This is a genomic window from Clostridium sp. AF29-8BH (assembly GCF_003478145.1).
GTDB lineage: Bacteria > Bacillota > Clostridia > Lachnospirales > Lachnospiraceae > Otoolea > Otoolea fessa.
Window position 1 is genome coordinate 1 of sequence record NZ_QUEL01000028.1, and the last position, 13139, is coordinate 13139.

The 13139-nt window shown below is 41.1% G+C and carries 13 protein-coding genes and 1 pseudogene; 13 read left to right on the top strand and 1 reads right to left on the bottom strand.

Annotation, left to right across the window (positions count from 1 at the left end; all coding sequences use genetic code 11):
* Positions 1–39: 39 nt before the first annotated feature.
* The 5 genes from DWZ16_RS13375 to DWZ16_RS13395 all read left to right on the top strand — a co-directional run bounded on the left by DWZ16_RS13375 (position 40) and on the right by DWZ16_RS13395 (position 4300).
* A complete protein-coding gene (locus tag DWZ16_RS13375; RefSeq protein WP_008374025.1) occupies positions 40–273 on the top strand; it encodes a hypothetical protein in 234 nt (77 codons plus the stop codon).
* 104 nt (positions 274–377) lie between these two features.
* Complete coding sequence (locus tag DWZ16_RS13380; protein WP_233430202.1) at positions 378–584, top strand: hypothetical protein; 207 nt, start codon at positions 378–380, stop codon at positions 582–584.
* Between the two features lie 169 nt (positions 585–753).
* Positions 754–2046, top strand: a complete 1293-nt coding sequence (locus DWZ16_RS13385; protein ID WP_118523034.1) for a plasmid recombination protein — start codon at positions 754–756, stop codon at positions 2044–2046.
* A 289-nt stretch (positions 2047–2335) separates the two neighbouring features.
* Entirely contained in the window at positions 2336–3295 is a 960-nt protein-coding gene (locus DWZ16_RS13390) for a helix-turn-helix domain-containing protein (RefSeq protein WP_008374019.1), read from the top strand.
* A 201-nt stretch (positions 3296–3496) separates the two neighbouring features.
* On the top strand, positions 3497–4300 hold the full coding sequence (locus DWZ16_RS13395) for a DUF3825 domain-containing protein (RefSeq protein WP_243022038.1): 804 nt from the start codon (positions 3497–3499) through the stop codon (positions 4298–4300).
* Between the two features lie 612 nt (positions 4301–4912).
* Here DWZ16_RS13395 and DWZ16_RS13400 read toward each other — a convergent pair.
* Positions 4913–5443 (bottom strand): helix-turn-helix domain-containing protein, encoded by a 531-nt coding sequence (locus DWZ16_RS13400; protein ID WP_009247529.1) that lies wholly within the window; start codon positions 5441–5443, stop codon positions 4913–4915.
* A 448-nt stretch (positions 5444–5891) separates the two neighbouring features.
* Between DWZ16_RS13400 and DWZ16_RS13405 the strand changes: the two genes are divergently transcribed.
* The 8 genes and pseudogenes from DWZ16_RS13405 to DWZ16_RS13440 all read left to right on the top strand — a co-directional run bounded on the left by DWZ16_RS13405 (position 5892) and on the right by DWZ16_RS13440 (position 13117).
* Positions 5892–6080 (top strand): transcriptional regulator, encoded by a 189-nt coding sequence (locus DWZ16_RS13405; protein WP_009247528.1) that lies wholly within the window; start codon positions 5892–5894, stop codon positions 6078–6080.
* Positions 6081–7172, top strand: a complete 1092-nt coding sequence (locus DWZ16_RS13410; protein WP_009247527.1) for a site-specific integrase — start codon at positions 6081–6083, stop codon at positions 7170–7172. It abuts the gene before it with no gap.
* Positions 7162–7496, top strand: a pseudogene (locus DWZ16_RS13415) (hypothetical protein). Before DWZ16_RS13410 ends, DWZ16_RS13415 begins: the two are co-directional and overlap by 11 nt.
* Positions 7486–8640 carry an AAA family ATPase gene (locus DWZ16_RS13420; RefSeq protein WP_009247525.1) on the top strand — a complete coding sequence of 385 codons (1155 nt, stop codon included), beginning with the start codon at positions 7486–7488 and terminating at the stop codon, positions 8638–8640. The pseudogene DWZ16_RS13415 and the gene DWZ16_RS13420 overlap by 11 nt, the downstream one beginning before the upstream one ends.
* A 332-nt stretch (positions 8641–8972) precedes the next feature.
* On the top strand, positions 8973–10133 hold the full coding sequence (locus DWZ16_RS13425) for a plasmid recombination protein (RefSeq protein ID WP_009247524.1): 1161 nt from the start codon (positions 8973–8975) through the stop codon (positions 10131–10133).
* 26 nt (positions 10134–10159) lie between these two features.
* A complete protein-coding gene (locus tag DWZ16_RS13430) occupies positions 10160–10537 on the top strand; it encodes a TnpV protein (RefSeq protein ID WP_009247523.1) in 378 nt (125 codons plus the stop codon).
* A gap of 453 nt (positions 10538–10990) precedes the next feature.
* Positions 10991–12535, top strand: coding sequence for an ATP-binding cassette domain-containing protein (locus DWZ16_RS13435; RefSeq protein WP_009247522.1), 1545 nt, complete (start codon positions 10991–10993; stop codon positions 12533–12535).
* Between the two features lie 84 nt (positions 12536–12619).
* Complete coding sequence (locus DWZ16_RS13440; RefSeq protein WP_009247521.1) at positions 12620–13117, top strand: nucleotidyltransferase domain-containing protein; 498 nt, start codon at positions 12620–12622, stop codon at positions 13115–13117.
* Positions 13118–13139: the final 22 nt, after the last annotated feature.

Genomic DNA, 13139 nt, shown 5'->3' on the forward strand with positions numbered 1-13139 from the left:
GACGCTATCGACGCAAACCGACGCAGAAAGGATTAAGTGATGAAAAACGTGCAAATTCCTTATGAATTGTTTGTATCTCTGCTCCGCTATCATCTAATGGAAGATGATGATTGTCTGAATGAAATCCGGCAGGGATTGGAGCAGAAATTGGATTCGCTGGTGCGCCATGAATTATATGCGAAATATAAGACTGCGCCCACACAGGAAGAACGGGAAAAAGCCAGACAGGAATATCTGGAAAAACGTGGAGTGTCGGACAACTTCCGCTGGTAGTTTTCCTTTGATAATAGACAGGAGCGTGTTACGCTCCTGTGGATAGAAGACAACGAGAAAGGTGTGATTCAATGATAATTCAGCCAGAATGGGGAACTCGGAACGTGAACAAATATTTATACGAAAGTGAAGCCCGGAGGATTGCTGCACTCAACGAAATCTTTGGAGATGTGGAACTGACTGTGGCAGAAATGCGGACGCTGGTATGGCTTGCCGGATGGGAGGAATGTACGGTGGAAAACGTACTTTCGGCTATCCGAAAAGCTATGGCGGCGGAAGCAAAGCGGCGGGAACAGCCGCTCCGTCCGTAGGACGGAAAAGCCCTCGGCAGAGCGCAAAGGCAGTTTTTGATGGACGGAACGGCTGTCAAAAGTGCTTTTGCGTTACTTTCGGCGAAAGTAACAAAGCCTATGCGCCGTATCCGGCGCTGATTACCCGGACAGGGAGAAAGGATATTGATTGAAGCGAACGATCAGCTTTATGACAGGAAAAGGCTCTGTCAACCATAACAGCAGAAAATTCCATGCAAAGAATACTGACCCGGAGCGAAGTTGTCTGAACGTGGAATACTGCAACGAAAATGTTAAAGACGTATATCACGAATTGTTTGATGAAGCACTTGCCCGGTACAATGAGAAACAGACCAGAAGTGACCGCCGGATTGATGATTATTACAATAAAATACTGCGTGGAAAGCAGGAAAAACCATTCCATGAAATCATTGTGCAGATAGGCGATAAGGACAATATGGGGGCAAAAACAGAGGACGGACAGCTTGCGGCAAAGGTACTTGATGAATATATGCAAGGTTTCCGGCAGCGCAATCTCACTTTGAGAGTATTTGCTGCCTATCTTCACATGGACGAAGCAACGCCCCACTTGCACATAGATTTTGTACCGTATACGACAGGAAGCAAGCGGGGGCTTGATACAAGAGTATCACTGAAACAGGCGTTATCTGCTCTCGGCTTTAAAGGCGGTACAAGACGTGAAACAGAATTAAATCAGTGGGTGGCTTATGAGAAAGAACAGCTTGCCGTTGTCATGCTGGAACATGGGATTGAATGGGAGAAGAAAGGCACACATGAAAAGCATTTATCCGTCTTGGATTTTGAGAAAAAGGAGAGGGCAAAGGAAGTTGCAGAGTTGGAAGCGAAGAAAGCGAAATTGCAGGAAGAAAATGCCGCTTTTCAAGAAATCAACGAAGATTTGCATGAACAGTTGTTACAGGTTGATGATGAGATTCGCTCCTTGCAGGAAGATTTACAGGAGTCCCGGCAGGAAGCAGAGAAAGCGCAGAAGCAGGCGGATAAATACCAGAAACGCATGAATGAACTTGCCCCTATGGTTAAGAACATGGAGAAGCTGGCGGCAGATTTTTCCGCAGATCCGGAGCAGACGCTTCCAGAAGCGGCGGTTGTAGAATCTGCAAAATCATACCGGGAGAAAAAGGCGAAACCTCTTGTAGTGAAAATGGTTCAAGTTATGCGCTCTATCTATTCGGCGTATCTGGATATTTCAAACAAATTTACGAAGCTGCAAGCGGCTTATAACAGGGAACGGAGCGGAAACGAGCGGTTGACAAACAGGCTGGAAGAAGTTTTAGACGAAAACAGGGAACTGCGGATAGTGGTGGCAGATTTTGGACGTATAAAGGCGGTGGTCGGCTCTGAAAAGGTAAACGCTGTTATTAACCGGGCGAAGCAACAGGAACAGATAGAAGCCGAGCAGAAACGGGCTATAAGGAGAAAATACAATCGGGAAGCCCGCTGACAGGCAGAGGGCTGCTTAAAGCCCTCTTAGCTGCCATGAAGCGAATCTCCGCCAGTTAGTCAAGAGCGGCGTAGTCGTTCAGTTTACTCTTGACTGGCTGGTGGGGATTTGCTATTTGTTTTTAAAATTACATGGATAATTGAGCAGGTATCTGGTAAAATGACCTTGCAGTATGAGAAAATTTAATTAGACAATCGTGTCTAATGGCGAAAATAGGGCATTTCTCGCTTTGTGTCGTGTTTTGCTGTAGACATTTATGGTAATGTGCAAGTGAAAGGAGGGGAAAGGAATGGATACGAAAAAGATAGGAGAATTTTTAAAGGTGCTTCGTAAAGAACGAGGATTAACACAAGAACAGCTTGCAGAAATTCTTCTTGTATCGGGAAGAACGATCTCTCGGTGGGAAACAGGAACCAATATGCCAGATTTAAGTATCCTTATCAAAATGGCAGAGTTCTATAATGTAGAAGTGAAAGAAATTTTGGACGGAGAAAGGAAAAGCGAGAGTATGGATAAAGAATTGAAAGAAACATTATCTAAAGTGGCAGACTATAACAAACTGGAAAAAGAGAGGGTAACAAAAGCCGGAAATATTGCATTTGGTCTAACCTTTGCTATTTGTGCGGCTGTGATAATTATTCAGCTTCTCATGGTGGGAGAATTGGCGATTGTGGCAGGAGAAACTGCTGTTTTACTTGTTGGTGGAGCGGCTTATATTGGAGTGATGACCTATAATGGAGTTTGGGAGACTGGTTCCAGATTCAAAAGTACGCCATTTACAGATGCGTTGATAGCTGTGATATGTGCCGGAGTATTTGCGGTGGCATTGGTTATTTGCTATATCAGATTAGGCGCAACAACGTCTCAAGCGGTTCATAGCGCACTTATATTTTTTGTGGGAATTGCCATAGTTGGTTTTGGGGTATTGAGAATACTGGCTTGTTTCAATCATAAAAGAAGAGAAAAAAGTATGCCGGACAATGAGACTGTACTGGTTAAAGAGCAACAGCCTGTAAATGTATTTATAGCGGACGGAAATATGCAGGCGGAAATGATAATAAGTACATTGAAAGATAACGGTATTATGGCATACGGACAGGATTTAGGAGATGCCGGATTTGCGTCTGTACGTTATGGCATGGGCAGAGGTATTGATGATAGGATTGCAATTATTGTACCCAGTGATAAAGCGGATAATGCAAAGCAAGTGATAAAGGAAATGGGGCTGGAGCAGAATGTTACGCATTAGGCGCTCCGAAAGACTTATTTTTCAAGGGATTTCAGAGATGATAAAAGGTGCTGCGATACTTTAATCTAAATCTCCGAAAATGAGCTTCTATTGCGTAACATTTCAAAAATAGGTTGTTAATCTGCGAGGATTTGCTATAATAAGGATGTAGAAATGGTTGCGATAGACTAAGCTGATTTTATTTTGAATGGAGAAAAATATATGCGTCTTAAGGATTGGAGTTTTTTGGGCAATTATGAATTTTTTACAAATAGATTACAAATGTTGGCAACGAATGATTTACCGGCTGAAAAATGGAGTTATGCAGGAAAAGAAGATTTTGGTATCTTGAGAAATTATCTGTATTTTACTTTTGAAAAATTGTGGAAAGAACGAGAAGAAGCTCCTGACAGTGATAAGCAAAAGTATATTTATATGGATGATAAAGTGGGTTGTTTTAATACAGGATTATATGATAAGACATGGCAGCCAATTTACTTTTATTGCATTAAAAATCCGATAGCTGGATTTCAAGAGTGGAGATTTACTGCGTTTTACAATAGTTACACGATAAAATTTGCAGATATTTCTAATTCTGCTGCATTAGATTTGCAGAGAGCAAGTTATTTTGATGATCCGAGTGCGTTAATATATGATATTAAGTTAGACATCATTCCACAGTGGGATCATATATTGTATGACGAGGAAAATTTTTTGAGAATACCTGAACAGTTACGTGCTAATGGTAAAGAGTTTTGTCAGAATTTAATTGATGGGGCTATCAGGTCAGTTAAGAAGCGCATAGAAGCTAATTATAAAACGGTTGTTCCGCAATTTTATAATGACAAAATTCAATTGTTAGCTCCTTTATACTTAACGAATCCAGATAAACCAGATTTAGCTTTGGTTTTATCTCTGAGTGATGATGGAATCGTTTATTATGGACATACATGTCTTACAACGGAAATGGCATATAATAATGCGAGACTAATTGCCCGTCCAGACAGTTATTGGCTTCAGCCTTAAATATTATTGGCTTCAGCCTTAAATATTAGTTGACTTTTTGATGAAAACTGGATATACTATATTTGTTAGGTAAGTTAGCTATATGGTTATGCATTACTAGATAAGATTGTATTTTGATAATTGTTGTGTAATGTTATGTTTGGGGCAATAATCTTTTGGGATTATTGCCCCAAAGTTTTAGACAGAGTGGCAACATTTTGGCAACAGAAAATCAGCAAGCCAGAATAAATGATGTAATTGAAGTAAAAAACGGTGTGTATTTGCATAAAGCTTAAACAAATATAGTTAAGAGCAACAAAGGACACGCCGAGTTTGAATAAATCGAGTTGCTTAAAAAAGCCAGTGTTTATGCGGGTTTCAGCGATTTCGATTAGTCTTTTGATAACAAATTGATAACAGTCATAGCAAGTGCCATTATTCTTGTTATCCAGTGGTTTATGGGTAACGGAACAATTAACAGGTGGCTTGCAGACTAAAGTTCGGAGCTTGGCTCTGAACAAATTCCATATTATAAACTAAGCCCTTAGCTGTGGTTAATAACCATAGTTAAGGGCTTTTTTGTCGTTGCCAAAGCATCTGTAGGGAGCTGCCAGTGGCAGGTCCTGTAGGTGCTTATTTATCTTTCAAGTGGTCTTTGAATGCTTCCACGAGAGCGTCACTTAATTCCTGTGATGGAACTTTTGCCCAACGCTGTGTGGTGTCGAACTCTGGATAATGGTAACGCCAGTTATCGTATTCTTCTCTGTTGATTTCTTCGGAAGATAGCTTGTCTGCCTGTTCTTTCCAAGCATACAGCATTTTGAGGAGTTCATATGCTTCTCTGCCTTTGTCCTTGTTGACCTTTAAGCATACCTCTCCGTCTGCTTCACTGACAGTAAGACCGTAAATATCTTCAAGGGTAAACAGAGTGTGCATAAGACCGATATAGCTGTCTATGTCAGGAACATCAAGAGCCTGTGGAGAAACATCAAGCACCTGTGCCAATGCATTTGTAAGGTCTGCTTTCGGTTTGCGTGTACCAGTTTCGTACTGTGCCAAACGCACATCAGCACTCTTTTCTGGAAAACCGATTGCTGTACCGAGATACTTTTGTGTCATACCACGCATTAGTCTGAAAAAATGTATTCTTTCGCTGATAGCCATAATGATACGCTCCTTTTATATTTAGTGAAATAAGTATAGCAGAAATGTTTAGTGGAAGTCAAGAAAAACCGAAACAAAAATGTTTAATATTTTCTTTGCAACCACTTGACAATAGCAAATATGTTTAGTAAAATAAATTACGAATTAAACAAATATGCTTAATGCGACAACTGAATGACCGTCCGAAAAGCCAAACCGCCAAGACCTCGTCGGAGCAAGTTCCGTATCGTTCGCTTGTGTGCAAGCACAAAAGCTCATTCGCTGCACTGCTCCTCCTCTTCCCCAAAAGTCTCCGACTTTTCGGGAACCCCTATACGAGCGAGCGCCTGATGTACTGCGGTGCATTGGGACAGCACAGCGCCTGCCGACAAGCAGGAGTGCCTGTTGGAACTTTAACACGGAGAAAGCGGCAAGCAAAAAATTATTTTAAGAAAGGAAGAAAAAGGATATGGAAAACAGATTTATCCGAGCCGAAGATGTGGCTCAGGAACTAAACGTATCAAAACCTTATGCATATAAACTCATCAGACAATTAAATGAGGAATTGAAAGCAAAGGGCTTTATTACGATTGCAGGGCGTGTAAATCGCCAGTATTTTTACGAAAGGCTCTACGGAGCAGGAAAGGGGGAAATGTAAATGCCGGTATTTAAGAATGAAGATAACGGTACTTGGTATGTGATGGCAAGGTATGTGAACTGGAAAGGGGAACGCAAGCAGAAATGCAAGCGTGGCTTTGCTACCAAACGAGAAGCACAGGAATGGGAAAGAATGTTCAAATTGCAGACTTCTTCAGACCTTGATATGAGTTTTGAAGCCTTTACGGAGCTTTATATCAATGATGTGAAGAACCGTTTGAAGGAAAACACGTGGCTTACCAAAGAGCATATCATACGCACAAAGATACTTCCGTATTTCGGGAAACTGAAAATCAGCGAGATTTCCACAAAGGAGATTATTACTTGGCAGAATGAAATGCTTGCCTATCGTGATGAGAAGAAAAAGCCTTATTCACAGACGTATCTGAAAACGCTGCACAATCAGTTGTCCGCCATTTTCAATCACGCTGTCCGCTACTATGAACTGCGTTCCAATCCTGCGGCAAAGGTGGGAAATATGGGACGTGAGGAACACAAGGAAATGCTGTTCTGGACAAAGGAAGAATACAAGAAATTCTCTTTTGAGATGATGGACAAGCCTGTTTCCTTTTATGCGTTTGAAATGCTTTACTGGTGCGGTATCCGAGAGGGCGAGCTGTTAGCTTTGACTCCGGCAGATTTCAACTTTGATAAGGAAACAGTCACAATCAATAAATCCTATCAGCGTTTGAAAGGGCAGGATGTGATTACTTCTCCGAAAACGAAAAAGAGCAACCGCACGATTAAAATGCCGAAGTTTCTGTGTGAGGAAATGAAAGAATATCTCGGTATGCTTTACGGATTGAAGAAGAAAGACCGTATCTTTACGGTGACGAAAAGCTATCTTCATCACGAGATGGACAGAGGGGCAAAGGCGGCAGGCGTGAAGCGTATCCGCATTCACGATCTCCGTCACAGCCACATTTCACTCTTGATTGATATGGGCTTTTCTGCGGTGGCGATTGCTGACCGAGTTGGTCACGAAAGTATTGATATTACTTATCAGTACGCACACCTCTTTCCGTCAAAGCAGATTGAGATGGCAGAAAAATTAGATGATTTAGGGAAAGGAGATTTTGAAAATGTCAGCTAAGAACAGAGATAACAAAAATCGTTGGAGGAATATCACAGTAGGGTTTCGAGTATCGCCCGAAGAAAACGAACTCATTAACAGAGCTGTAGCTCTATCAGGATTGCCAAAACAGGAGTATTGTTACCGCCGTTGCTTAAATCAGGATGTGGTGGTACAGGGCAATCCGAGAGTGTATAAGGCGTTGAAAACGGAATTTGCCACAGCCTTGCGGAACTGAAAAGGATTGAAGCAGGAAAAGGTGTGGATGATGAACTGCTGAGTGTAATAGAACTGATTTCCATTATTCTCGGCGGTTTGAAAGGAGAGGATGCGAATGGAGAATAAAAAAGAAATGACTATTCCAAATGTATCTGCGGCAACAGATGCGGAACAGTCACTTTCCAAATGTACTGACAATAGTATAGTCAATCAGGATACGGATTTCAAGGGGTACGAGCAATCTTTTGAAGAAATGCAAAGGGAAATACTCAGACAGTTAGACCCTTCCTATCTGAAAACAGTATCAATGACAACGCTGTATGATACGGTGTTTGAGGTTCAGACACCACTTATCGACGGTCTGCTCCAAAGGGGAACTTACCTTTTCGTAGGTTCCCCGAAAGTGGGAAAGAGCTTTATGATGGCACAGCTTGCCTATCATATCAGCACAGGCACACCGCTTTGGGAGTATAAGGTGCGTAAGGCAACGGTGCTTTATTTTGCCCTTGAAGATGATTACCCACGTTTGCAGAAGCGATTGTTTCAGATGTTCGGTGCAAAGGAGACAGGCAATCTGTATTTCGCAACGGAATGTAAAACGGTCAATGGCGGACTGGAAGAACAGATAAGAGGGTTTATGAGGGAACACCCAGACACAGGCTTGATTATCATAGACACCTTAAAGCGTGTGCGTGAAGCAGGCGGAGCAGATTACAGCTACGCAAGTGATTATGATGTTGTGGCAAGGCTGAAAGCGTTGGCAGACAGTTACAAGGTTTCAATGCTTATTGTTCATCATACACGCAAACAAAAATCGGAAGATATATTCGATATGATTTCAGGCACGAATGGTCTGATGGGTGCGGCAGACGGTGCATTTGTTCTCAGTAAGGACAAGCGTACTTCCAACAATGCCACACTTGATGTTGCTGGCAGAGACCAGCAGGATATGAAAATCCATCTTGTAAGGGACAGCGAGCGATTGGTGTGGAACTTTGCAAAATCGGAAACGGAGATGTGGAAAGAACCGCCCGAACCTCTGCTTGAGAAGATAGCGGATACGCTCTTTTCGGAAAGTGACAGATGGGAAGGAACTGCTTCGGAACTTTGCGAAAGGCTTGCGGTGGATATAAAGCCGAATGTACTTTCTTTAAGGCTCAGTATCAACGCAAGCAGGCTGTTTCGTGATTACGGTATCCGTTATCAGAACAGCCGCACACACGACGGAAGAAAGGTTTCACTTTGGAAAGAAACCGAGCAGACGGCGTGACAAACGGTGTCAAAGGTGTCAATGTTTTTGAGAGCAGCACGCTGTGAAAAACATTGTCACCATCGTCACACTTTGACACCGGATAAAGTTTAGGGGAGTGTGCAGAGAGTGCCTTTTCAAAGGCGGCTCTTTGGTCTCGCCTGCTGGCTCGGTCGGTTCGCAGGCGTGTGTGCCACCGGCACACGCTCACCCCTCGGAGAGCCTCGGAGAACGCAAAACCTGTTTACAGGTCGCATTTTTGATGGGTGTACCCGTCAAAAGTGCTTTTGCGTTACTTTTGACAAAAGTAACAAACCTGAGAATGTTGAAATTTACAGATGGGAGATGAAAAAATGCAGAGAACGATAAGTGCAATGGTCGGTAAAGGCTCGGTCAATCACAATAGCCGAAAGTTCCGAGCAGAAAATGTAGACGGAACTCGTACTCATCTCAATATCGACTACTGCAATGAAAATATAAAGACAGTTTATCACGAATTGTTTGATGAAGCATTGGAAAGATACAATGCCAAGCAGATAAGGTCAGACCGAAAGATAAAAGATTATTATGAAAAAATCCGAAGTTCCAAGCAGGAAAAACCGTTCCACGAAATCATTTTACAGGTGGGCGGTAAGGGAAATATGAACGCCGATACGGAAAACGGAGAACTGGCAAAGCAGATTTTAGATGAATACTATCAGGGTTTTCAGGAGCGAAATCCACAGCTTCGGGTGTTCTCGGCTCATCTGCATATGGATGAAGCTACACCACATCTGCACATAGATTTTGTACCTTTTACCACAGGCAGCAAGCGTGGACTTGATACAAGAGTGTCACTAAAGCAGGCTCTTGCAACGCAAGGTTTTAAGGGCGGCAGTCGTGGCGATACGGAGTGGTCGCAATGGATACAGTCCGAAAAAGAACAGCTTGCGGCGGTGATGGAACGTTATGGGATTGAGTGGGAACATTTAGGCACACACGAAAAACATCTTTCTGTTTTGGATTATAAAAAGCAGGAAAGAGAAAAAGAAGTGGCGGCATTAGGTGCGAAAATCGAGCAGAAACAGATTGAATTTGATGTGTTGTCGGAACGAGTATTGAACTATGATAAGGCAAAAGACGAGCTGTCAAATCTTGAAATAGAGCTTGATACTGCACCGAAATATCAGTTGCCAGAACCAGAGAAATTTATGACTGCAAAGGCATATAAAACCAAAATGGCAGAGCCGGTTGTAAGGAAATTGAAGCAACTTGTCAAAACGGTGCTTGCCCGCTGCTTTGAGGGGTGGGACAACTATCATAGGCTGAATACAGCGAATGCACAGTTATACCGCACCAATCAGCGTTTGGAGAAAGTCAATGAAAGATTGACCGAAGAAAACAAAATCCTAAAAGCAGAAAATAAAGATTACAGCCTGCTCCGTAAGGTTTTTGGTCGCAAACAGATAGATGATTTGTTGGAGCAGGCAAGAACAGTTAAAGGTCGCAAGCGTGATAATACACGATCACGATAGACAAAAATCACAGGAGGAAAAGGAAAATGACAAAGACAATTTTTGAAGAAATGGGCGGAACTTATAGACAGGTGGGTGATTATTTATTGCCGAACATCACAGTACCAGCCGAAGAAGAAATAGAGCCGATTGGTTTATGGGGGAAACGACATGCAAGGCATTTAAAGGAACACTATAAAGTGTTATATATGAACCTGCTGACAAGCGGAAAGCTGCATAGTTATCTTGCAGAAGTCGATAAGCAAGCAGAGGATATGTTTCTTCGACTGGTAAAGGAATATGCCGACAGACAAGATGTGACGGAACAATTAAAGAAAGATAATCCCTACGAATGGATTGGAAGAATGAATAATATTCAGGCTTGTGTGAGGGAAGTTGTAGGAACGGAGTTGATTTACACATAAGCGTTTTACGGTATGGTGCTCCTGCGTTTGCTGGAGTGCTGTGGTTGTGGTTGTAAAGAGGTTGTGAAAGATTGAATTTCGTAATGGTTGGATGTATAATTAGGAAGTGAAAATTTTAATTTGCACTTCCATAAGGTGAAATGTATTGACACAAAAAATACAGTATGATAGTATTGCCATTAGAAGAAAGAAAGGCACATTTTGTGTAAGGTGAGGAAATGATTAATAGATAATTTGATTTAAGTAAGACACATATAGTTATTGAGCCTGTAGAGAATAGGTTTGTTTTGTGTACGCTTAAGTTGGATTATCGCAAGAGGCATTTCCTTTGTTTTCCTTTTGGAAAAGAAATAAGGGGCTATTTAGCGAGTCTATTTTTGCGTATGCAAAAAAGACTCGTTTTTGTGTGTTCAAAATAATAATTGGCTCAGACTTCGAAAAGGAGAAACTTTAATGTTGCAGATAAAAAAATTAAATTTAACACATAAAAAAGACCTGAGAATAATTCTTAATGATTTCAACCTTGTGCTAAATGATGGAGATAAGGCAGTTATTATTGGAGAAGAGGGAAATGGGAAATCGACATTAATGAAGTGGATATACAATCCGTCGCTTGTAGAAAACTATATAGAAGCAGATGGGGAAAGGATAATGGGACACGAACGTCTTGGTTATCTTCCGCAGGAGATGCTCGATGAAGATAAGGAAAAAACAATATACGAATATTTTTCTGAAGAGGAAATATTCTGGGAGAAAACGCCTAAAGAATTGTCTGTTATTGCGGGAAAATTTGGAATGAAAAATGATTTTTTCTACAGTAACCAGACAATGGGTAGTCTTTCAGGAGGCGAAAAAGTCAAGACACAACTTATGAGGCTTTTCATTCGCGATGTTTCTGTGCTGTTGTTGGACGAACCTTCCAATGACATCGACATTGCGACGCTTACATTACTGGAAAAAATCATAAATGACTGGAAGCACATTGTGCTTTTTATTTCACACGATGAAACGCTGATAGAGCGTACTGCCAACATGGTGATACATATCGAGCAGATTATACGAAAAACAAAGGCGAGATATACCGTGGCAAAGCTTCCCTATAGACGCTATGTGGAAGAACGGCTTCATAAATTTGAAATCCAAAAACAGCGGGCACTGAGTGACCGTAGGGAGAAAAAGATTCGCGATGAAAAATATCAAAGAGTTATGCAGAGTGTACAAGGTGCATTAAGAAGTTGTACCAGACAAGCACCGTCTGTTGCCAAAAACTTAAAGGACAAAATGCATACGGTTAAGGCAATGGAACGAAGATTTGAAAAAGAAGATGAAAATATGACTCAGATGCCGGAACAGGAAGAAGCAATCTTTGTCAAATTAGGGGATGAAAACTCACACATTCCCGCAGGAAAAACGGTCATAGAATATGAACTTTCAAAGCTTGTGACTCCGGATGGCAAAAGAATTTTAGCAGAAGGAATTCATTTAAAAATAAAAGGTTCAGAAAAAATCTGTATGATAGGAGCCAACGGGGCAGGAAAAACGACTCTTCTAAAAAAGATAGCGGAAGAACTCCTAAATCGGAATGACATTAAAGCAGAATATATGCCTCAAACTTATGAAGACCTGCTGGATTTGGATGTTACACCGGTTGATTACCTTGATAAAACAGGAGATAAAGAAGAGCGTACAAGAATTAGAACATACCTTGGTTCACTTAAATACACACCAGATGAAATGGAGCATCCGATTCGGGAGTTATCAGGCGGACAAAAGGCGAAAGTGCTTCTCTTGAGGATGAGCTTAAGTGGTGCAAATGTTCTTATTCTGGATGAACCGACAAGAAATTTTTCACCATTGTCCGGTCCGGTAATAAGAAAAATGCTCCGAGAATTTCCGGGGGCTGTCATTAGCATTTCTCACGATAGAAAGTATATTGAAGAGGTGTGCGATAAAATATATCAGCTAAATCCTAATGGATTACAGCTAATTGGTGATTGATAACAAAAAGGATGAAAGACTGACAAATTTCAGGCTTTTAGTGAGTTGGAAAGCATACAAAGATTTGAATTTGGAGGATAGATTATGGTACGTACAGAAGATGCATGTGAAATTATAAAATATGCTTTGCAAAACGAAATTAAAGTATATTTAGATGGCGGATGGGGTGTTGATGCACTTCTTAAAAGAGAATCAAGAATACACAATGATATTGATTTGTTTGTTGAACTGAAACATTATCATGATTATATTTATGTGATTAAGCAGCATGGATTTGAGGAAGTAAATACTGATTATACAACGGATGGTCATACTGTCTGGAAAGATGATAAACAAAGAATCATTGATTTACATTGTTTTGAATTTACAGATGACGGAATTGTTTATGAGGGAGATATATTTCCATCAAAAACTTTTTCCGGTATTGGAAAAGTTGGAGATATAACTGTTTCTTGTATTGAACCATTGAGTCAGGTAATGCTTCATTTGGGATATGAACACGATAAAAATGATGTGCATGATGTGATGCTGTTGTGTGAAACATTTCAAATAGCAATACCAGATGAATATAAGGAAAAGTAAAATTTCAGTTTTGTGTTGAATC

Bases quoted from the DNA above. Each gene is read 5' to 3' on its own strand.
- DWZ16_RS13375 (WP_008374025.1), top strand. From the start codon at position 40: ATGAAAAACGTGCAAATTCCTTATGAATTGTTTGTATCTCTGCTCCGC.
- DWZ16_RS13385 (WP_118523034.1), top strand. From the start codon at position 754: ATGACAGGAAAAGGCTCTGTCAACCATAACAGCAGAAAATTCCATGCA.
- DWZ16_RS13390 (WP_008374019.1), top strand. From the start codon at position 2,336: ATGGATACGAAAAAGATAGGAGAATTTTTAAAGGTGCTTCGTAAAGAA.
- DWZ16_RS13395 (WP_243022038.1), top strand. From the start codon at position 3,497: ATGCGTCTTAAGGATTGGAGTTTTTTGGGCAATTATGAATTTTTTACA.
- DWZ16_RS13400 (WP_009247529.1), bottom strand. From the start codon at position 5,443: ATGGCTATCAGCGAAAGAATACATTTTTTCAGACTAATGCGTGGTATG.
- DWZ16_RS13405 (WP_009247528.1), top strand. From the start codon at position 5,892: ATGGAAAACAGATTTATCCGAGCCGAAGATGTGGCTCAGGAACTAAAC.
- DWZ16_RS13410 (WP_009247527.1), top strand. From the start codon at position 6,081: ATGCCGGTATTTAAGAATGAAGATAACGGTACTTGGTATGTGATGGCA.
- DWZ16_RS13420 (WP_009247525.1), top strand. From the start codon at position 7,486: ATGGAGAATAAAAAAGAAATGACTATTCCAAATGTATCTGCGGCAACA.
- DWZ16_RS13425 (WP_009247524.1), top strand. From the start codon at position 8,973: ATGCAGAGAACGATAAGTGCAATGGTCGGTAAAGGCTCGGTCAATCAC.
- DWZ16_RS13430 (WP_009247523.1), top strand. From the start codon at position 10,160: ATGACAAAGACAATTTTTGAAGAAATGGGCGGAACTTATAGACAGGTG.
- DWZ16_RS13435 (WP_009247522.1), top strand. From the start codon at position 10,991: ATGTTGCAGATAAAAAAATTAAATTTAACACATAAAAAAGACCTGAGA.
- DWZ16_RS13440 (WP_009247521.1), top strand. From the start codon at position 12,620: ATGGTACGTACAGAAGATGCATGTGAAATTATAAAATATGCTTTGCAA.